This is a genomic window from Polaribacter sp. 11A2H (assembly GCF_011379025.1).
In the GTDB taxonomy this organism is placed as follows: domain Bacteria; phylum Bacteroidota; class Bacteroidia; order Flavobacteriales; family Flavobacteriaceae; genus Polaribacter.
On the sequence record NZ_WTLD01000013.1, the window covers coordinates 45,970 to 65,404 of the forward strand.

The 19,435-nt window shown below is 29.9% G+C and carries 20 protein-coding genes; 18 read left to right on the forward strand and 2 right to left on the reverse strand.

What is annotated here, in order from left to right:
• Positions 1–29: 29 nt before the first annotated feature.
• Positions 30–413 (reverse strand): Fur family transcriptional regulator, encoded by a 384-nt coding sequence (locus GQS58_RS14455; protein ID WP_166387147.1) that lies wholly within the window; start codon positions 411–413, stop codon positions 30–32.
• A gap of 116 nt (positions 414–529) precedes the next feature.
• On the opposite strand from GQS58_RS14455, the gene GQS58_RS14460 reads away from it, so the two are divergent.
• From GQS58_RS14460 to GQS58_RS14535, 15 genes are all read left to right on the forward strand, one after another.
• On the forward strand, positions 530–934 hold the full coding sequence (locus GQS58_RS14460) for a MerC domain-containing protein (RefSeq protein ID WP_166387149.1): 405 nt from the start codon (positions 530–532) through the stop codon (positions 932–934).
• Positions 924–1,589 (forward strand): GTP cyclohydrolase I FolE, encoded by a 666-nt coding sequence (folE, locus tag GQS58_RS14465; protein ID WP_166387151.1) that lies wholly within the window; start codon positions 924–926, stop codon positions 1,587–1,589. Before GQS58_RS14460 ends, folE begins: the two co-directional genes overlap by 11 nt.
• 125 nt (positions 1,590–1,714) lie before the next feature.
• Entirely contained in the window at positions 1,715–3,124 is a 1,410-nt protein-coding gene (locus GQS58_RS14470) for an alkaline phosphatase (protein ID WP_166387153.1), read from the forward strand.
• A gap of 38 nt (positions 3,125–3,162) precedes the next feature.
• Entirely contained in the window at positions 3,163–4,059 is an 897-nt protein-coding gene (locus GQS58_RS14475; protein WP_166387154.1) for a GTP-binding protein, read from the forward strand.
• Between the two features lie 24 nt (positions 4,060–4,083).
• On the forward strand, positions 4,084–5,283 hold the full coding sequence (locus GQS58_RS14480; RefSeq protein WP_166387156.1) for a GTP-binding protein: 1,200 nt from the start codon (positions 4,084–4,086) through the stop codon (positions 5,281–5,283).
• A gap of 53 nt (positions 5,284–5,336) precedes the next feature.
• Positions 5,337–5,513, forward strand: coding sequence for a hypothetical protein (locus tag GQS58_RS14485; RefSeq protein WP_166387158.1), 177 nt, complete (start codon positions 5,337–5,339; stop codon positions 5,511–5,513).
• 225 nt (positions 5,514–5,738) lie between these two features.
• The gene (locus tag GQS58_RS14495; protein ID WP_166387160.1) at positions 5,739–6,485 is read left to right on the forward strand and encodes a 5'-nucleotidase C-terminal domain-containing protein; all 747 of its coding nucleotides are present in this window, start codon (positions 5,739–5,741) and stop codon (positions 6,483–6,485) included.
• Between the two features lies 1 nt (position 6,486).
• Entirely contained in the window at positions 6,487–7,398 is a 912-nt protein-coding gene (locus tag GQS58_RS14500) for a bifunctional metallophosphatase/5'-nucleotidase (protein ID WP_166387162.1), read from the forward strand.
• Between the two features lie 147 nt (positions 7,399–7,545).
• Positions 7,546–7,746, forward strand: a complete 201-nt coding sequence (locus tag GQS58_RS14505) for a DEAD/DEAH box helicase family protein (RefSeq protein WP_240914631.1) — start codon at positions 7,546–7,548, stop codon at positions 7,744–7,746.
• Between the two features lie 272 nt (positions 7,747–8,018).
• Positions 8,019–8,276 carry a type II toxin-antitoxin system ParD family antitoxin gene (locus tag GQS58_RS14510; protein WP_166387164.1) on the forward strand — a complete coding sequence of 86 codons (258 nt, stop codon included), beginning with the start codon at positions 8,019–8,021 and terminating at the stop codon, positions 8,274–8,276.
• Positions 8,263–8,562 (forward strand): type II toxin-antitoxin system RelE/ParE family toxin, encoded by a 300-nt coding sequence (locus GQS58_RS14515; RefSeq protein ID WP_166387166.1) that lies wholly within the window; start codon positions 8,263–8,265, stop codon positions 8,560–8,562. Before GQS58_RS14510 ends, GQS58_RS14515 begins: the two co-directional genes overlap by 14 nt.
• 330 nt (positions 8,563–8,892) lie before the next feature.
• A complete protein-coding gene (locus GQS58_RS14520; protein ID WP_166387168.1) occupies positions 8,893–10,467 on the forward strand; it encodes a type I restriction-modification system subunit M in 1,575 nt (524 codons plus the stop codon).
• Positions 10,467–11,720, forward strand: a complete 1,254-nt coding sequence (locus GQS58_RS14525; protein WP_166387170.1) for a restriction endonuclease subunit S — start codon at positions 10,467–10,469, stop codon at positions 11,718–11,720. The genes GQS58_RS14520 and GQS58_RS14525 overlap by 1 nt, the downstream gene beginning before the upstream one ends.
• A 386-nt stretch (positions 11,721–12,106) precedes the next feature.
• On the forward strand, positions 12,107–12,385 hold the full coding sequence (locus GQS58_RS14530; protein ID WP_166387272.1) for a GIY-YIG nuclease family protein: 279 nt from the start codon (positions 12,107–12,109) through the stop codon (positions 12,383–12,385).
• Between the two features lie 296 nt (positions 12,386–12,681).
• A complete protein-coding gene (locus GQS58_RS14535; protein WP_166387172.1) occupies positions 12,682–15,552 on the forward strand; it encodes a type I restriction endonuclease subunit R in 2,871 nt (956 codons plus the stop codon).
• 158 nt (positions 15,553–15,710) lie between these two features.
• On the opposite strand, the gene GQS58_RS14540 is transcribed toward GQS58_RS14535, so the two are convergent.
• The gene (locus tag GQS58_RS14540) at positions 15,711–16,523 is read right to left on the reverse strand and encodes an RDD family protein (RefSeq protein ID WP_166387174.1); all 813 of its coding nucleotides are present in this window, start codon (positions 16,521–16,523) and stop codon (positions 15,711–15,713) included.
• 22 nt (positions 16,524–16,545) lie between these two features.
• On the opposite strand from GQS58_RS14540, the gene GQS58_RS14545 reads away from it, so the two are divergent.
• The 3 genes from GQS58_RS14545 to GQS58_RS14555 are packed head-to-tail and all read left to right on the forward strand — an operon-like array spanning position 16,546 to position 19,435.
• Positions 16,546–17,511: a stage II sporulation protein M gene (locus GQS58_RS14545; RefSeq protein WP_166387176.1), complete on the forward strand. Its 966-nt coding sequence runs from the start codon at positions 16,546–16,548 to the stop codon at positions 17,509–17,511.
• Positions 17,511–18,227, forward strand: coding sequence for a hypothetical protein (locus tag GQS58_RS14550; RefSeq protein WP_166387178.1), 717 nt, complete (start codon positions 17,511–17,513; stop codon positions 18,225–18,227). The genes GQS58_RS14545 and GQS58_RS14550 overlap by 1 nt, the downstream gene beginning before the upstream one ends.
• Positions 18,227–19,435: a DUF4350 domain-containing protein gene (locus GQS58_RS14555; protein ID WP_166387180.1), complete on the forward strand. Its 1,209-nt coding sequence runs from the start codon at positions 18,227–18,229 to the stop codon at positions 19,433–19,435. Before GQS58_RS14550 ends, GQS58_RS14555 begins: the two co-directional genes overlap by 1 nt.

Genomic DNA, 19,435 nt, shown 5'->3' on the forward strand with positions numbered 1-19,435 from the left:
TTTATAAAAAAGTGAACTATTTTTTACTTTTATTCAATTAAACACTCTTCACACTTTCCTTGAAGCAATATTTGAGACACATCAACTTTACGGTTAGGAATATTAGGTATAAAAATATCTGTCGATAAACAATCTACTTTTCCACAATTTAAACATTGAAAATGGGCATGCACATCATGATGTTCGGTACTAGAGCAACCATTGCATTTTGCATACCATTTATGTCCGTTTTTACCTAAAAAAGAATGAAGGAAACCATCATCTTCTAGCTTGTCTAAAATACGATATATGGTTGTTTTATTCATATTTAAATGAAGACGCTCTATTAATGTAATTACAGAAATAGCTGTTGCTTGTTTCTCAAATTCATCAAGCAGTATTTTAACTGATTTTGTTTTCCTTAAAATTCCCATTACACAAATATAGCGTAACTAAAGTGTAGAAAAAAATAAAACCATATTTAACGCAACTATGTTGCAGTAGTTATTAATAATATTATATTTGCAACTCAGTTGTATTAAAGTAAATTATGATATTGATAAAACAAAAACCAGACAGTATAGGTGCCATAGCAAGTACATTGTGTCTTATACATTGTATTGCTACACCTTTTATTTTTATAGCTCAAAGTTGCGCGGTATTTTGTTTCGATAAAATACCTAGTTGGTGGGGTTCTATAGACTATTTCTTTTTAGTAATTTCTTTTTTGGCTGTATATCGTTCAACCCAGACAACTGCTAATTATTGGATAAAACCTTTATTATGGTTCAGTTGGTGTGCATTGTTTCTAATAATAATGAACGAAAAAATAGCATGGTTTGCTTTAAGTGAGCAAGCTATTTATTTTCCGGCAATTACATTGATACTATTACATCTATACAATAAAAAATATTGCCAATGCAATACAAATAAATGCTGCACTCATGAAGAATAAAGAACAGATTCAAATAATAGGAGACAATCATTTTTCAACAAGTATTAAAACACCGTTACGTGCTGATGCTTTTGATAAATCTGATGATGAAAAAATTAAAAATATAGAACATCATTTTAAAATGATAATGCAAGAAATGGGACTAGATTTAACGGATGATAGTTTATCTGGAACTCCTTATCGTGTTGCAAAAATGTATGTAAAAGAGTTGTTTTATGGCTTAAACCCTGCTAATAAACCAAAACTATCTACATTTAAAAATAAGTACGGTTATAAAAAAATGCTCATAGAACACAATATCACCATAGATTCTGCTTGCGAACATCATTTTCTACCAATAACAGGATATGCTAATGTGGCGTACATACCAAAAGACAAAGTAATTGGGTTGTCTAAAATTAATCGTTTAGTAGATTATTATGCACGTCGTCCGCAGGTTCAAGAAAGATTGGTACTTCAAATTCTTCATGATTTACAAGAAGTTTTAGATACAAAAGATGTTATTGTTTCGGTAACAGCAAAACACCTTTGTGTTTCTTCAAGAGGGATAAAAGACCAAAGTAGTTATACGACAACTTTAGAATACGGTGGCTGTTTTTCAAAAACCGCTATTCGAAATGAATTCTTAAAGGTATTATCAGATCAAAAAATGTAAAAAGATAATTAAACAATAATAGAAGATCCTTTAAAAGAGAAGCTGATTTTATACCTCAATTTTTAAGTACTTGTGGTACACAAACAAATAATTTTAGCATTAGAAATATTTAATCAATAGAAAAAATGAACAGAAGAAAGTTTTTTAAAAATGGATCGCTAATTAGTCTTGGTGCAGCTTTATTACATCCTTTTAATAATATAGCAAATACAATTATTGATGATATTAAAAATAAAAAAGCAAAGAATATTATCATTATTATTAGTGACGGAATGAGTATTGGAACTTTAAATATGACAGATTTATATCTGTCTAGAAAAATGGGTACTGGTACTAATTGGTTACAATTATATAAAGATAATAAAGTAAATAGAGCTTTAATGGATATGGCTTCTGCTAATTCTATTGTTACAGATTCTGCTGCTGCAAGCTCTTCTTGGGGTGGCGGTGTAAGAATTAATAATGGTGGATTAAATGTGAGTAAAAATGGGGAACCGCACCTTCCTATTTGGCAAAAATTTAAAAAAGCAGGTAAAAAAGCGGGTTGTGTAACCACGGTACCTATAACACATGCAACTCCTGCTGGTTTTTGTGTAAATTCTAAATCTAGAAATGCTCAAGAAGAAATTGCAGAAATATATCTAGAGCAAAAGTTTGATGTAATGATGGGCGGAGGAGATGCTTATTTTTCTTCAGAAAAGAGAAAGGATAAAAAAGATATGTACAAAGCTTTTGAATCTAAAGGTTATAAAGTTGTAAAAAACAGAAACGAAATGCTTTCTGCTGCTATTGACAAGCCTATTTTAGGTGTTTTTGATGATAATGGACTTCCATATTCTATAGATCAACAAAATAACAAAGAATTATCGCAGCAAATACCAACACTTGCCGACATGACTAAAAAAGCCATTGATACAATGGAAAATCATGCTAAAGGTTTTGTTTTACAAGTAGAAGCCGGAAGAGTAGATTGGGCTGCACATGGTAATGATATTGCAGGTCTTATATATGACCAAGCGGCGCATGATGAAGCCATACAAGTAGCCATGGATTTTGCTGAAAAAGATGGAGAAACTTTGGTTATTATTACAACAGATCATGGTAATTCTAATCCTGGAGTAATTTATGGAGATAAGGCGAATGATAATTTTGATGCTATTCAAAAATACAAACATAGTAACGAGTGGATTTTAAAAGGTTTTGGAAAAGAAACGTCTATATCTCAAGTAAAAGAAAGAGTAGATTATGCTAATAATTTTAGCCTTACAAATGAGGAGGCTACACTATTATTAACGTATTATTCTAACCTAAAAACAGAAAAAGGTCTTTACAACCCTAAACATCTTCCTTTTAAAGCTTTGGCAGAAATTCAAAAAAAACACAATTCTGTAGGTTGGATAAGTATGCATCATTCTGCAGATTATGTAGAATTGGCAATGTATGGACCAGGAAGTCAGCTTTTAAAACCTTTTATAAAAAACACAGACCTTCATTATTTAATGTTAGAAGCTGCAGAAGTTGAAAATAAATTTTAAATTGTATTCCTATTTTTAATGTGTAAATTATTTAGAATATGGAAGCTATTATTACAATTGTAGGTTTTTTAGGTGCAGGAAAAACAACGTTATTAAAACAGTTAATCAATAGTTTTACAGAAAAAGGTTGGAGTCCATTTTTAATTCTGAATGATTATGAAAATGCAAATATGGATGCGCAACAGTTTACAAAACAAGTTGAATTAAAAAGTATAAAAGCACTTAGTGGTAGCTGTATTTGTTGCAGTGGTATTGTAGAACTTAGAAATATTGTAAATAGAATTCCGCAAAGAAATAAAGGCATTACTTTAATAGAAGCAAACGGAACATCAGATGCTTGTTCATTGATGGAATTTTTGGGCGTTGGTATTAACGAACGCTTTTTACCGCCCATTCAAATATCTGTTATCGATGTTAAAAACTGGCAAAAAAGGGGAGAACATAACGAATTAGAATTAAATCAAATTCTAGTTTCTTCTTTATTTGTTTTAACACATGTAGATAAAACATCAAAAACTAGAGAAAATGAAGTGATCGAAGCATTAAAAAAAATAAACCCATTTGCAAAAATTATAAACATTCATAATTTAGATGCTTCATTACTACCAGCACTTTTACCTACTAAAAACAAGCTTCAAAAAATAGAACATCAAAAAACACATTGGTCTTCATGTTCTGTTGTATTACCTAATTTACCAAACCATAATGCCATCAAAGAAATTTGCAGAAAAATACCTAAAAGTATTCTTCGTGTAAAAGGTTGTACTCTAATTGGTACAGAAAAAAACTACACTTATTTTGAACGCACTCCAGATGGTGAAGCCTTTATTAGACCTTTTAAAGGCATTCCTATAACAGGTTCTAAATTATTAACAATAGGTCCAGGAAGTGACCCCCAATTATTACATAAAATTGTTAATAGTGTTCTTAATTAATATTTAAAACAACTATAAATCAGCATGAAAAAATTACCAGTAACAGTATTAAGTGGCTTTTTAGGAGCAGGAAAAACAACTTTACTAAATCATATATTACACAATAAAGAAGGCTTAAAAGTAGCCGTAATTGTAAATGATATGAGTGAAGTAAATATAGATGCTCAATTTATTGAAAATGAAAATACGCTTTCTAGAACCGAAGAAAAATTGGTAGAAATGTCTAACGGTTGTATTTGTTGCACATTGCGTGAAGATTTAATGATTGAGGTAGAAAAGTTAGCGGCTCAAAATAAATTCGATTATTTATTAATTGAAAGTACTGGTATAAGTGAGCCAATTCCTGTAGCACAAACGTTTACTTTTGAAAGTGAAGATGGTAAAATAGATTTAAGTCGTTTTAGCTATATAGATACTATGGTAACCGTAGTAGATGCTTTTAATTTCTTAAAAGATTTTTCGAGTGCAGATTATCTAACAAGTAGAGAATTGACCAATATAGAAGGCGATAATAGAACTATTGTGAATTTATTGACTGACCAAATTGAGTTTGCAAACGTGATCCTTATAAATAAAATTGATTTGGTTTCTGAAGATCAATTAGAAGAATTGCGAGCAATTATTCATAAACTAAACCCAGAAGCGAGTATTATTATAACAGAAAAATCTAAGGTTGTCTTAGAAAGTGTTTTAAATACCCGTTTATTTGATTATGAAAAAGCCGAAGCTTCTGCAGGATGGATAAAAGAATTAGAAAATGATCATGTGCCAGAAACTGAAGAGTATGGAATAAGTTCTTTTGTTTATAGAAGTAAAAAACCATTTCATCCAGACCGCTTTTTAAATTATCTAAATCAACGTTTTCCTCAAAATATTATTAGAAGTAAAGGATTGTTTTGGTTAGCCTCAATATCTAACCAAGCTTTAGTATGGAGTTCTGCCGGAGGATCTTGTAAAGCAGACAATGCAGGTGTATGGTGGGCATCTATGTCTTTTTCTGAAAGAATTAATGCGGCTTCATTTGCAGAAAATAAAGATCAAATTGAATCTGATTGGGATCTTGTTTTTGGTGATCGAAAAATAGAATTGGTTTTCATAGGTCAACATTTAGACAAAGAAGGAATGATTAGGCAATTAAACACCTGTCTACTTACAGATGAAGAATTAAAGTTGTGGAAAAATGAATTATTCATACAAAAAGATCAATGGCCAATAGCTGTGTAAAATAGGAGCGTGGTTTCTATAGTTTTAGTCAACAAAATATTACTTGGCAAGACTTGTCAAAAATAAAATTTACAGATACCTATTTTTCAGAATATGGTACTTATTTTATGTATCCCACATGTTCAGCATCAGTAAAAACTTTAGAAGGGAAACAAATAACAATTAAAGGTTATTTTTTAGAAGTTGTATCAAAAGAAAATATATACATGCTATCTAAAGGGCCAATGTGATCTTTTTATTTTTGTGGTCAAGGAGGTCTGGAAACAGCAATAGAACTTGAATTTATTAACAAACAAAACTTTAAAACAGATAATGATGTTAGTATAACAGGAACCTTAAAACGAAACAAAAATAATGTTGAACATTTTAATTATATACTTACAAGTTGCAAAGGAATATTAAATAAATAAAGTTTATCAAATTATTATTATAAATTGCCAGCTAATATCAACTTAATGAAAACAATCCATTTTATTTGCCTGTTTCTTTTATTTGCTTCTTGCAAAAATACAGAAAGAAGTCTCACAAAAATAACAGCTAAAAATATTACTATTGATAGTACAATTGTTGCATCAGCAGAAATTGATAACGTTATTATGCCTTATAAAAATAAATTAATAGACGAGATGGAAAGAGTTTTAACCTACACTGCTAAAGATTTAACCAAACAAAGCGCTCAAATGCAAAGTACTTTAGGTAATTTAATGGCAGATTTATGTGTAGATATTGCAAACCCAATGTTTCAAAAAAAAGCAAACACTTCTATAGATTTTTCGATGTTTAATAATGGAGGTTTAAGAACATCAATTGGTGCAGGAAATGTAACTAAAGAAAGTGCTTTTAAATTAATGCCTTTCGATAATGAGCTTGTTGTAGTAGAATTAACAAGCGATAAAGTGAAAGAATTAATCCATTATTTTATTCAAAAAAAGAGTGCACATCCTTTATCAAAAAATATAGATTTATTAATAAAAGACGATGGTTTTGAATTGAAAATAAATGGTAAAAAGTTCGATAAAAATAAAACATACAACGTTTTAACATCCGATTATTTACAAACTGGTGGAGATGGAATGGATTTCTTTAAAAACCCAAAGAAATTAACAAATCTTAATTATAAAGTAAGAGATGCTGTAATCGATTATTTTGAAAAAACAGATACTTTAAAAGTAGGAATTGATAATCGTATAAAAATTCAATAATATGAAAAGAAGAAACTTTATAAAACAATTTTGTGGAGCCTCTGCACTAGTAGTTGGTGGTTTTTCGTTGGCTTCTTTTGCAGAAAAACAAAAACGTCATATCACAATTTTACATACAAATGATACACACAGTCAAATAGAACCCTTTAAACCAAACCATAGCAGAAATGCAAATAAAGGTGGTATTGCAAGAAGAGCCACTTTAATTGAGCAAATACGAAGAGAAAATAATAATACGTTATTATTAGATGCTGGTGATATTTTTCAAGGAACTCCTTATTTTAATTATTTTGGTGGCGAGCTTGAATTTAAGTTGATGAGCATGCTAAAATACGATGTTGCTACTATAGGAAATCATGATTTTGATAACTCAATAGAAGGTTTATATAAGCAACTGCCAAATGCAAAGTTCGATTTTGTTTCCGCAAATTACGATTTTAAAAACACGGTTTTAGATACGCACGTAAAACCTTATAAAATTATAGTTAAAGATGGAATTAAAATCGGCATTTTTGGCTTGGGTATTGAGTTAGAAGGTTTGGTTAGTAAAAAAATGTACAAAGAAACAGGTTACTTAAATCCTGTTGAAATTACTCAAGACATTACAAATCAATTAAAAAACGTAGAAAAATGCGATTTAGTAATCTGTTTATCGCATTTGGGGTATAATTATAGAAGAGATCCAAATAAAATATCTGATTTAAGTTTAGCAAAAATCACTAAAAATATAGACTTAATTATTGGAGGTCATACACATACATTTTTACCAAAACCAACTATCGTAAAAAATATTGATGGAAAAAACACACTTGTAAATCAAGTTGGCGCTTATGGTATTAATCTAGGAAGAATAGATTTTTATTTTGATGAACAAAATAATAAAACATCAAAAGGAACTACAATCTTAGTTTAATTTTAGTTTTGTTTGTTATTACGTATTTGATGCATTGATAAATAGCCAGAAAAAGCAAACTTTTTCTGGTCTGATGTAAATAATAAGAACATTAGAGATTTAACCCATTTTACAACTGCTTTTTTTAATACAAAGCATTTAGGGTTAATGATTGCAAAGTATATTGTAAGAAACCAAACACATAAAATTTTAATGGTGTTAAGACCTTACCCATTTTATGCAGTAGAAAAACTAGTTAAACAAGTACAAAACAATACAGAAAACGCTTATATATGGCATACAATGGGTTCAGGTAAAACATTAACCTCTTTTAAAGCAAGTCAAATTATTATGGATTTGCCCAAGTAGACAAAGTACTTTTTGTAGTAGACAGAAAAGATTTAGATCACTCGAACTAACAATGTGGTTTCTGACTAATAATACGGTTCCTGAGAATCGCGTATTTAAAAAATATTCCTACATAATACCAAATACGAGATTCTACGGAATTTAAATAAATACGTGTTGTAGAATAATAAAACTCATGTTTATAGAATGTTCAGAATCTTCTGTGATATTTTAGATCATAAAGTACAAATCACTATATTGCACCAATAGTATGATTATTTAATATTATGGTTATGGCAACAATTAGGAAGACAGTTACTTTTACAGAACAACAAGACCAATGGATAAAAGCTCAAATTGAAGCTGGAGAATTCACCAATGACAGCGAGTATTTAAGAAATTTAGTGCGACAAGATCAAGCTCAAAACAGTGATTTTATTTCATTAAAAATTAAACTTCAACAAGGTTTAGATAGCGGTGTTAGTTCTAAATCGTTACCTGAAATTATGAAAGAAGTTGAAGCCAGAATGAAACAAGATGGCAGACTATAAACTTTCTATCAAAGCGGAATTCGATTTGACTGTAATGTATGAATTCGGCATATCAAAGTTTGGCCTTTCACAAGCTCAAAATTATTTCTTATCAATGCACGAAACTTTTAAAGTCCTTTCTAAAAATATTGATTTGGGTCGAGATGCCTCAGAATATATTAGAGAATTAAAAAGATTTAGGTATAAATCACATACTATATTCTATCTAATCACAACAGACGGTATTTTAATAATCCGTGTTTTGAGTCAGCGAATGGATTATGAGTTTAATTTGTCTTTAGATTAATATTGTTATAACTTATAGCTATTTTACCCCGTTCTTCAACGGTACATGCGCCATGTCATATTATGAAATAATATGTTTCATACTATTCTGCGTGTCGCCTGTCCTGTCTTTTTATTACTGGGTTACTTTGCTTTACGCATGCCATTTTATTTATAATATTCATAAATTCAATTCCTTACTTTAATTAAAATTGAAGAAGCGCATCTCTTTTGTTTTCCATCCCAAAATCTCTTTTAAATTCATTTGCTAGTTCCTTTAATTTTGCTAATTTTAAACAAAAAAAATTGCACCTATTTATGAATATTATTTCATAAAAAACTACATACATAAATGTCAGAAAACCAAGTACAATTACATCAAACATTATGGAATATTGCCAACGATTTAAGAGGTAATATGGATGCAGATGATTTTAGAGATTATATATTAGGCTTTATCTTTTATAAATATTTAAGTAAAAAAATGTCTTTACACGCCAATGTTATTTTAAAACCAGACGGTTTAGAATATCATGAAGTTATAGGACACGAAGCAGAAGAAATCTTATTACAAGAAATAAAATTAGATGCCTTAGATGCTTTAGGTTATTATTTAAAACCTACTGAATTATTTAGTGAATTAGCCAAAAGAGGAAACTCGGGCGGTGTACATAAATTTATTTTAGAAGATTTACAAAAAGTACTTACCAATATAGAACAGAGTACTATGGGGAGTGAATCTGAGGACGATTTTGGCAATCTGTTTGAAGATTTAGATTTAACAAGTAGTAAATTAGGTAAAACCGAAGAAGCAAAAAACGAACTTATTGTAAAAGTATTAACGCATTTAGAAGGAATTGATTTCGATTTAGAAAACAATGAAAACGATTTGTTAGGCGATGCCTATGAATATTTAATTGGTCAGTTTGCCTCTGGAGCAGGAAAAAAAGCTGGAGAATTTTATACACCACAACAAGTATCTAAAATATTAGCAAAAATTGTTACTACAGATAAAGAGCGTTTAAAATCTGTGTACGACCCAACGTGTGGCTCTGGTTCTTTATTATTAAGAGTTGCCAAAGAAGTAAAAGAAGTGGGTAGTTTTTACGGACAAGAAAGCAACCCAACTACGTACAACTTGTGCAGAATGAACCTAATTATGCACAATGTACATTATAAAAAGTTTGATATTTTTAATGAAGATACACTCGTAAACCCAAGCCCTAAGCATATAGACGAACGTTTTGAAGCCATTGTAGCCAATCCACCATTTTCTGCCAATTGGAATCCAGATAGTATTATTAGTGATGACCGTTTTTCTCCTTATGGAAAGATGGCACCTAAAAGTAAAGCAGATTTTGCCTTTGTACAACACATGATTCATCAATTAGATGAAAATGGAACTATGGCGTGCGTTTTACCACATGGTGTTTTGTTTAGAGGTGCTGCAGAAGGACATATTAGAAAATATTTAATTGAAGATAAAAACCAATTAGATGCCGTTATTGGTTTGCCGTCTAACATCTTTTTTGGAACAAGTATTCCAACGTGTATTTTAGTATTAAAAAAGAACCGCGCTTCGACTCCGCTCAGCGAACAAAATATCTTATTTATTGATGCCAGCAATCATTTTGATAAAGTAAAAACGCAAAATGTACTAACTGATGCACATTTACAAGAAATAATAGATACCTACAGAAATAGAGAAACCAAAGAGAAATACAGTTATGTGGCTACTTTAGACGAAGTTAAAGAAAACGACTATAATTTAAACATACCACGTTATGTAGATACATTTGAAGAAGAAGAAGCAATAGACCTTTTAAGTGTTTCTACATACTTAAAAAGTTTAGAAACTGACATTGCCAAAACGGATGCAACAATAGCAGATTTCTGTAAAGAGTTAAATATTGAAACTCCTTTTTAATGGCAGCAGAAAACAAAAATACTACTGCTATTACTAAAGAAACGTCATTGCGAAGCACGAAGCAATCTGCTCATCAGGAAGAGATTGCCACGGCAAAAAAGCCTCGCAATGACGTGCGTGTACCTAAACTACGTTTTAAAGAGTTTGATGGTGATTGGGAAAAGAAGAGATTAGGAAATATTGCAAAAGTAAGTTCGGGAGGAACACCCAGCAGAATAAATATAAAATTTTGGAATGGAAACATCCCTTGGATAACTACATCTTTAATAAATTTTAATATTATTTCAGATTCAGTTGAGAAAATAACAGAAGAAGCATTAATAAATTCATCTGCAAAATTATTTCCAATTGGCACTATATTAATGGCTATGTATGGTCAAGGAAAAACAAGAGGAAAAGTAGCTAGATTAGGAATTGAAGCAACTACTAACCAAGCTTGTGCAGCAATTATAGTTTCAAAAAAGATTGATGGAAATTATTTATATCAAAATTTGGCAGGGAGATATGATGAAATAAGAAAATTAAGTAATGATGGTGGTCAACAAAATTTAAGTGGCGGTATTATTAAACTTATAAAAATTTCAATCCCAAACATACAAGAACAACAAAAAATAGCGACATTTTTAACATCGGTAGATGATAAAATAGAACAATTAACCCAAAAGAAAACCCTTTTAGAGCAGTACAAAAAAGGCGTAATGCAACAAGTTTTTAGTAAGCAATTGCGTTTTAAAACTGATGATGGTAGTGATTTTACTAATTGGGAAGAGAAGAAGTTGGGGGAGGTTTGTGATAGTATTAAATCTGGAAAAAGTAAATCAAATGAAACAGGCGTTTTTCCTCTTTATGGTTCAACAGGAATTATTGGTAAATGTGATGATTTTTCACACGATGGATTTTTCATACTAATTGCAAGAGTTGGAGCTAATTCAGGTACAATTAATGTCGTAAATGATAAATTTGGTGTTTCGGATAATACTTTAGTTGTTGTTTGTAACAATGCTATAGATATAAAGTTTATATATTTTTATTTAGATTTTTATAATCTAAATCGATTAGTATTTGGTTCAGGACAACCACTAATTACTGGGGGTCAACTTAAATCATTAAAATTAAATATTCCATCCCTAAAAGAACAACAAAAAATAGCCACCTATTTAAGTGCTATTGATATAAAAATAGAAAACGTACAAACTCAAATAGCAAAAACACAAACCTTTAAAAAAGGGTTGTTGCAACAGATGTTTGTGTAAAGTGTCATTGCGTTTTGTAAGTCATTGCGAAAGAGGAACGATTGAAGCAATCTGTTTATTGTAACTAACAGATTGCCACGGCTAGATTGCTTTTGCTTCGTACCCTCGCAACAGGCTGTACCTCGCAACAGTGGTCTTGCAATGACGAGTTTGAAGGTAATGACACTCGAATCCGTCATTGCGAACGATAGTGAAGCAAACCCACGCAAGAGTGAGGACACAAAGAGGAGAAGAGTTCGAGTGTCATTGCGAAGTATGAAGCAATCTCACGTAAGAGTGAGAACGTAAAGAGGAGAAGACAGAGAGTAGAGCGTAACAATTAACAGATTGCCGCGGCCGAAAAAGGCCTCGCAATGACGAAGAGTAAGGCAATGACGGAACCTATTATGAAACCAGGATTTGTATACATATTAACTAATAAAAATAACACCACATTATACGTTGGTGTAACAGCTAATTTAGAACAACGCATAAAACAACACAGAAGTAAAGTTGATAAAAAATCGTTTACTGCGCGTTATAATTTAGATAAATTGGTGTACTTTGAATCCTTTCAAATGATAGGCGATGCCATTGCAAGAGAAAAACAATTAAAAGCAGGAAATAGAGCGAAAAAAATTGCGTTGATAGAAAGCGAGAATCCTAATTGGGTGGAGTTACTTTAGTCATTGCGAGGAGGAACAGCCTGTTGCGAGCTACGAAGTAAACTCGACGTGGCAAACCCACACAAGAGTGAGCACATAACAGTGAGAAAAAAAAGAGTAGAGAGTAACATTTACAGATTGCTTCGTCCCTCGCAATGACGAATTGGATGGGAGCCTCGCAATGACACTCGAATCCGTCATTGCGAACGATAGTGAAGCAAACCCACGTAAGAGTGAGAACATAAAAAGGAGAACACAAAGAATAGAGAGTTAAATAAACAGATTGCTTCGTGCCTCGCAATGACAAGAAAAAGAATATGAGTAAACAATCTGAATTACAATTAGAAAACAACCTAATTAAACAATTAGTTGATTTAGGATACGATAAGGTATCTGTTTTAGACGGCATTAACTTAGTATTGAATCTTAAAAATCAATTAGAGAAATTTAATAATTGTACGTTTTCAGATAAAGAGTTTGACAAGATTTTAAACCATTTAGAAAAAGGAAATGTTTTTGAAAAAGCAAAGACTTTAAGAGGTCGTTTTCAATTTGAAAACGATAGAGGAGAAGCTACCTATATTCGTTTTTTTAATAATGAAGATACTTCTAAAAATCTGTATCAAGTAACCAATCAAATTACCCAAGAAGGCACGTATAAAAACAGATATGATGTTACTTTATTGGTTAATGGTTTGCCTTTAATACAAATAGAACTAAAAAGACCAGGTTTAGAAATTAAAGAAGCATTTAATCAAATTAATAGGTATCAGAAGCATTCATTTTGGTCTAATCATGGCTTATTTCAGTACGTACAATTATTTATAATTAGTAATGGAGTAAACACAAAATATTTGGCTAATAATGAGTTACAATCTGTAAAACAAACCTTTTTCTGGTCTGATGTAGATAATAAAAACATTAAAGATTTAACCCATTTTACAACTGCTTTTTTAAATACAAAGCATTTAGGGTTAATGATTGCAAAGTACATTGTAAGAAACCAAACACATAAAATTTTAATGGTGTTAAGACCGTACCAATTTTATGCCGTAGAAAAACTAGTAACACAAGTACAAAACAATTCAGAAAACGCGTATATATGGCACACAACGGGTTCTGGTAAAACATTAACCTCTTTTAAAGCAAGTCAGATTATTATGGATTTGCCTACAGTAGATAAAGTGCTTTTTGTGGTTGATAGAAAAGATTTAGACTATCAAACCATGAAAGAATTTAACTCTTTTAAAAAAGATAGTGTAGACGTTACCAAAAACACCAATAGCTTAGTAAAACAACTCGCAAGCGATTCTAAATTAGTATTAACAACTATTCAGAAATTAAACAATGCTATTTCTAAAGAGCAGTATAAAAATAAGTTAGCAACCCTAAAAAATAAGCGAGTCGTCATTATTTTTGATGAATGCCATAGAAGTCAGTTTGGAGAAACGCACAAACTAATTACCGACTATTTTACAAATTCACAATTATTTGGTTTTACTGGAACACCAATTTTTGCAGACAATGCCTCTAAAAACGATTTAGGAAAAAGAACCACCAAAGACTTATTTGGAAAATGTTTGCACAAATATGTAATTACGGATGCCATTGGTGATGGTAATGTATTAAAATTTGGAATAGAATATATTGGTCGTTATAAAAAGAAAAGCAACACATTACTAGATATTGATGTAGAAGATATTGATAAAACAGAGGTTTTTAAAGATGAAAAACGCTTAGAAAAAATTGCTGATTATATTATTAGATACCATAGTACAAAAACAGATAACAAACATTTTTCTGCGTTGTTTGCAGTAAGTAATATTAAAAATTTAATTAAATATTACGATATTTTTAAAGCTAAGAAATTAGCTGGTGAGCACAATTTAAGGATTGCAACTATTTTTTCTTATGGAGCAAATGAAGCTAATGAAGATGCACAAGATAATTTACCAGACGTTGAATTTGATGTTGCTGCAGAAAGCGAATTAAGTTATAAATCTAGCCATTCTAGGGAAAAATTAGACGAATACATTGTAGATTATAATCAAATGTACAACACTAGTTTTTCCACAAAAGACAGCAAATTATTTGAAGATTATTTTAAAGACATTAGTAAACGTTTAAAAGAACGAGAAAAGATAAATTGTAAAGATGCTGACCGCTTAGACCTTGTTATTGTTGTAAATATGATGCTTACTGGCTTTGATGCCAAAAAAGTAAATACGTTGTATGTAGACAAAAATTTAAAACAACATGGTTTAATACAAGCCTTTTCTAGAACCAATAGAATATTAGGAGAAAAGAAATCCCAAGGTAACATTGTATGCTTTAGAAACCTAAAAAAGGCTACAGATGAAGCAATTACGTTGTTTTCTAATAAAGATGCCAATGAAACTATAATTGTGCCACCTTATGAAGATATTGCTTTAAAATTTGATGAAACTTTAAAGGCTTTATTAACAATTACACCAACACACCAAAGTGTCGATAATTTAATAGGAGAGGAGCAGCAATTTCAATTTGTACAAGCATTCAGAAGGCTTTTAAGAGCAAAAAACGTTCTAGAATCTTATGTTGATTTCGACTGGAAAAATTTAGGAATTGACGAGCAAACATTTGAAAACTATAAAAGCGAATATTTAGATATTAAAGATGTTGTAGATGAAGGGCGAAGAACACATAAAACATCTATTTTGAATGATGTAGATTTTGAGTTAGAGTTAATTCATAGAGACGAAATAAATATCGTTTACATTTTACAGTTATTATCTAAAATAAAAGTAAAAGATAAAACAGAAGCTCAAAAACAGAAAAAAGCAATTATAGACTTATTAGGTGGTGATGTTAAATTAAGAAGTAAAAAAGAACTAATAGAAAAGTTTATAGAAGAAAATTTACCACATATAGATAATGTAGATAAAATTCAAGATGAATTTGAAAAATATTGGCATCAAGAAAAAGTATTAGCTTTATCTAGAATCTGTGAAGAAGAAAATTTAGACCAACAACAATTCAACTCTTTAATTGAAAGCTATATTTATAACGGACAAGAGCCAATTAGACAAGACATTTTTAAGTGTTTGGATAATAGACCAAGTATTTTAAAAGCTCGTGAAATTGGTGAAAGAATCATCATAAAGATGAAAAAATACATAAACATCTTTATTGATGGAATGACTGCGTAAGCTAAATTCTAAAGGTTTTACAGTATTTAAATAAATGTAAATACTGATATTAAATATAATTTGTATGTTTGCATAAACTGTATTATAATTTATATTATGTTAAATAGGTTTTTTAAAAACAACAAATCATCCTCTTTTCCAAAGACTAATTAATAATATTACATACTCTGAGTATAAAAATTATAATCCTTTAAAACAACATCTATAAACTCAATATCTGTTTTATGGATCGATTTAATTCCAGTTACTTCTAAAACTTTAGATCTAAGTTTAATTAGAGTTTTAAAATCATTATATTTTTTTGCGGAATTAAATGTGTTTTTAATAATACGCACATCGTTATCAGACAGTTTAATAACATTTGGATATGTTGGTACGTATGCGTTGGAAATATTTTCTAAAATAGTTTCAGAAAATTTTACATCATCTTTTAAATAAATAACAACTGTATTGGCAATAATATCTCCAAAACGTTGGTAATTTTTAGTAAATAAAATTAAAAAGAAACCAATCATTTTTCCTATGAAAAAAAGTAATATTAAAAAAGCTATTTCTCCATCTAATCCTAATGAAGCTACATAAACAAATAGCAATGTAAAAAGGTTAAAATCTACCATTCTTAAAAACCAACGGATAATAAAATCTGTTGTAGAAGGCTTAAAACCATCAATATTAATAACTTTTAAATGCAATAATTTTTTACCAACGGTTTGTCCGTCTAGCAGTAATTCAGAGTATAAAGAATAAAATGTAACTGGCAACAGAATAAATACATCTATGGCGCGTAAAGACCAAGAATCTCCATCCAGTACGTTTTGAAACATACTAAAATCTAAAAATTTAATAGCAAAATAGAAATATGCAAACTTTATAACATTATCTATTCCAAAAGCAAATAGCCGTTGGCCAACATTTGCAAGGGTAAAATTGATGTTTACATTTTGTGCCGTTTTTATTTGGAGTCTTTTCATGCAATGGTTAAATTCGCTCTGTATGAGAGAGGTCGCTTTTATAAAGCAAAATAAAGAAAAATGGCTCGAATTTGAACAAGGTTTTTCAAATAAAGAGAAAAAAAGTCCAGATGACATTGCAAACCTGCATATAAAAATCATGAATGATTTGGTATATGCGCAAACCTATTACCCAAAAAGTAAAGTTACTCAGTATTTAAATAAGTTGGCTAAGTCTAGCTTCGACAAGGTTTATCACTCAAAAAGACGCAATAAAAATGTTTTATTATACTTCTTTTTTGACAAAGTACCACTACTCGCCTACCAATACAGAAAATATATTTATTTGTCTTTTATTATCTTTTTTGTTTGTTTTTTCATCGGTTTATTATCAACATTAAATGATAATTCATTTGCAAGACAGATTTTAGGCAACAATTATATAGATCAAACACTAGAAAACATAGAAAGTGGAGATGCCATGGCAATTTATAAAGGTGGCAGCAATTGGGGAACTTTTATTGGTATTTACGATAATAACCAACGTGTAGGTTTAAACATGTTTTTATCTGGTTTGTTTTTAGGCATCGGAACCGGCTTTTATGTTGTCTATAATGCCATTATGGTAGCGGTTTTTCAAGCATTTTTTTATCAAAATAATAGTTTATTTGACAGTTTAAAAGGAATTTGGATTCATGGAACTTACGAGATTTTTGGTATGATTATAGAAGCTGCAGCGGGTTATATTATTGGTGCTAGTATTTTGTTTCCAGGAGCATACAAACGTTTCGAATCTTTTAAAATAGGCATGAAAGCAGCATTTTATATTTTTATAAGCACCATTCCGTTTACCTTAGTAGCCGCTTTTTTAGAAGGTTACATTACCAGATATTCTAATGTTATGCCTACAATTTTATGTTTTTCAATTATTGGTGTTAGTTTAGCTTCAATTAGTTATTACTATTTAATTTTACCTTTTAAGGTAGCTAATAAACATCATTTACGTTAATGCAGAAAAAGGTATTTCTTTTCGTCTTATTTTTTACTTCCATTGCTTTTGGACAGGTTAAAAATGACAGTCTTCTTTTCTTAGAAAAAGACACTGTTCATTATGAGAAATCTATTGATTATGCAGAAAAAAGAACGTTTACAGACAATGTAAAAGAAAAATATAACGACAAAGAGTTTCAATATACAGAAGAAGAAATTGAAGAGCCGGTGTCTGAAGAACTCTCTAAAGGAGAATCTGCAATTATTGCAGCCTTTTTGTTTTTTATCAGTACTATTTTTCCTTATTTATTAGGAGGAATTATTATAATTATTATTTTAAAAACCTTGTTAGGTACAGAAACTAATTTTTGGAATTTTAAAAAGTCTAAAAAGAAAGTGTCGAAAAAGTTAATTTATGAAGATGAAGATATTCATGAAACGGATATCGATGGATTTCTACAAAAAGCCATCAATGAAAAAGAATACAGATTGGCAATTCGGTATTATTATTTATCGGTTTTAAAAATATTGTCTGATAAAAATTTAATTGATTATCATAAAGATAAAACCAATTCAGAATACCTTTTCGAGATTGAAAACACCACTACAAGAACTGATTTTTCGTATTTATCGTACGTATATTCTTATGTTTGGTATGGAGATTTTCCGATAGATGAAATCAATTTTAAATTGGCAGAAAGCAAGTATCAATCTTTTAAAAAATCTTTAAAATAATGATATTTCAACAACTAAAAAAATATACTCCACTCCTGCTCTTGTTCATTATAATAAGCTGTAATAAAACAGATTGGACAGAAAACTTTAAAGAGAAAGAGAAAAGTCCGTTTGGTAATTATATTGTTTATAATGAAGCTGAAACGTTGTTTAAAAATCAAAAAGTAACCTTGTTAAAGGAAAATATTTATGATTATTTAGAACTCAATACTGCTTTTGATAGCACCAAAACGCACAATTATATTACTATAAAAGACGGTGGTTATAAATTGACTAATACAGGAGTTGCAAAACTTTTAGACTTTGTTTCTAAGGGAAATAATGTGTTTTTAGCCTTTAATAGTTTTAAAGACAGTTTAAAATCTTCCTTAAAATTTACCACCAATAATTTAGATAAAGACGTTTATGAGGTAAAAGATTTAAAAAAGTTAGACGGAACTTTTGAGTTAAATAACAATGCTTTTTCTAAAACGTCTTTTTCTTTTGATAGAAATATTAGAAGAAATTACTTTCTACAATACAATAAAAATACCACTAGTATCTTAGGAACCTTTGCTGTAGATGGAGAAAAAGTTCCTAATTTTATTAAAATACATCATGGCAAAGGGGCTTTTTATCTACACACCCAACCTATCGCCTTTACCAATTATTATTTGTTAAACGGTAAAGAAGAATATGCGGCCAATGTATTTTCGTATTTGCCAAATGCAGCCATTATTTGGGATCCGCAGATAAAATCTAGTAAATATGAAGATAAAAAAGAAGATGATCATAATGTGTTTAAATTCTTTTTAGAGCATCCAACGTTAACGTGGTTTTTATTTGTTTCCTTAATTGGGTTATTATTGTTTATGCTTTTTAATGCACGAAGAAAACAACGAGCAATTCCTATTATAGAACCCTTAAAAAATTCGACAGTAGAATTTACACAAACCATTGCCAATTTGTATTTAAAAGAAGACGATCATACCAATTTGGTTGATAAAAAAATAGCTTACTTTTTAGAAAAGGTTCGCTCTAAATACCTTTTAGATACCACTAATTTAAATGCTGATTTTATAGAGAAATTAGCGGCTAAATCTGGTAATGATTTACAGAAAACAAAATATTTAATCAATACAATTATCACTTTAAATAATAAGATAGAATGCTTTGAAAGAGAGCTTATTGTCTTGCATAAAATGATAGAAAATTTCTTAAATAAATAA

Coding starts and splice junctions, on each gene's coding strand:
- GQS58_RS14520 (WP_166387168.1), top strand. CDS start 8,893: ATGTCAGAAAACCAAGTACAATTACATCAAACATTATGGAATATTGCC.
- GQS58_RS14530 (WP_166387272.1), top strand. CDS start 12,107: ATGAAACCAGGATTTGTATACATATTAACTAATAAAAATAACACCACA.
- folE (WP_166387151.1), top strand. CDS start 924: ATGAAGAATAAAGAACAGATTCAAATAATAGGAGACAATCATTTTTCA.
- GQS58_RS14480 (WP_166387156.1), top strand. CDS start 4,084: ATGAAAAAATTACCAGTAACAGTATTAAGTGGCTTTTTAGGAGCAGGA.
- GQS58_RS14475 (WP_166387154.1), top strand. CDS start 3,163: ATGGAAGCTATTATTACAATTGTAGGTTTTTTAGGTGCAGGAAAAACA.
- GQS58_RS14460 (WP_166387149.1), top strand. CDS start 530: ATGATATTGATAAAACAAAAACCAGACAGTATAGGTGCCATAGCAAGT.
- GQS58_RS14505 (WP_240914631.1), top strand. CDS start 7,546: ATGATTGCAAAGTATATTGTAAGAAACCAAACACATAAAATTTTAATG.
- GQS58_RS14500 (WP_166387162.1), top strand. CDS start 6,487: ATGAAAAGAAGAAACTTTATAAAACAATTTTGTGGAGCCTCTGCACTA.
- GQS58_RS14495 (WP_166387160.1), top strand. CDS start 5,739: ATGAAAACAATCCATTTTATTTGCCTGTTTCTTTTATTTGCTTCTTGC.
- GQS58_RS14470 (WP_166387153.1), top strand. CDS start 1,715: ATGAACAGAAGAAAGTTTTTTAAAAATGGATCGCTAATTAGTCTTGGT.
- GQS58_RS14555 (WP_166387180.1), top strand. CDS start 18,227: ATGATATTTCAACAACTAAAAAAATATACTCCACTCCTGCTCTTGTTC.
- GQS58_RS14535 (WP_166387172.1), top strand. CDS start 12,682: ATGAGTAAACAATCTGAATTACAATTAGAAAACAACCTAATTAAACAA.
- GQS58_RS14540 (WP_166387174.1), bottom strand. CDS start 16,523: ATGAAAAGACTCCAAATAAAAACGGCACAAAATGTAAACATCAATTTT.
- GQS58_RS14550 (WP_166387178.1), top strand. CDS start 17,511: ATGCAGAAAAAGGTATTTCTTTTCGTCTTATTTTTTACTTCCATTGCT.
- GQS58_RS14545 (WP_166387176.1), top strand. CDS start 16,546: ATGAGAGAGGTCGCTTTTATAAAGCAAAATAAAGAAAAATGGCTCGAA.
- GQS58_RS14510 (WP_166387164.1), top strand. CDS start 8,019: ATGGCAACAATTAGGAAGACAGTTACTTTTACAGAACAACAAGACCAA.
- GQS58_RS14515 (WP_166387166.1), top strand. CDS start 8,263: ATGGCAGACTATAAACTTTCTATCAAAGCGGAATTCGATTTGACTGTA.
- GQS58_RS14455 (WP_166387147.1), bottom strand. CDS start 413: ATGGGAATTTTAAGGAAAACAAAATCAGTTAAAATACTGCTTGATGAA.
- GQS58_RS14525 (WP_166387170.1), top strand. CDS start 10,467: ATGGCAGCAGAAAACAAAAATACTACTGCTATTACTAAAGAAACGTCA.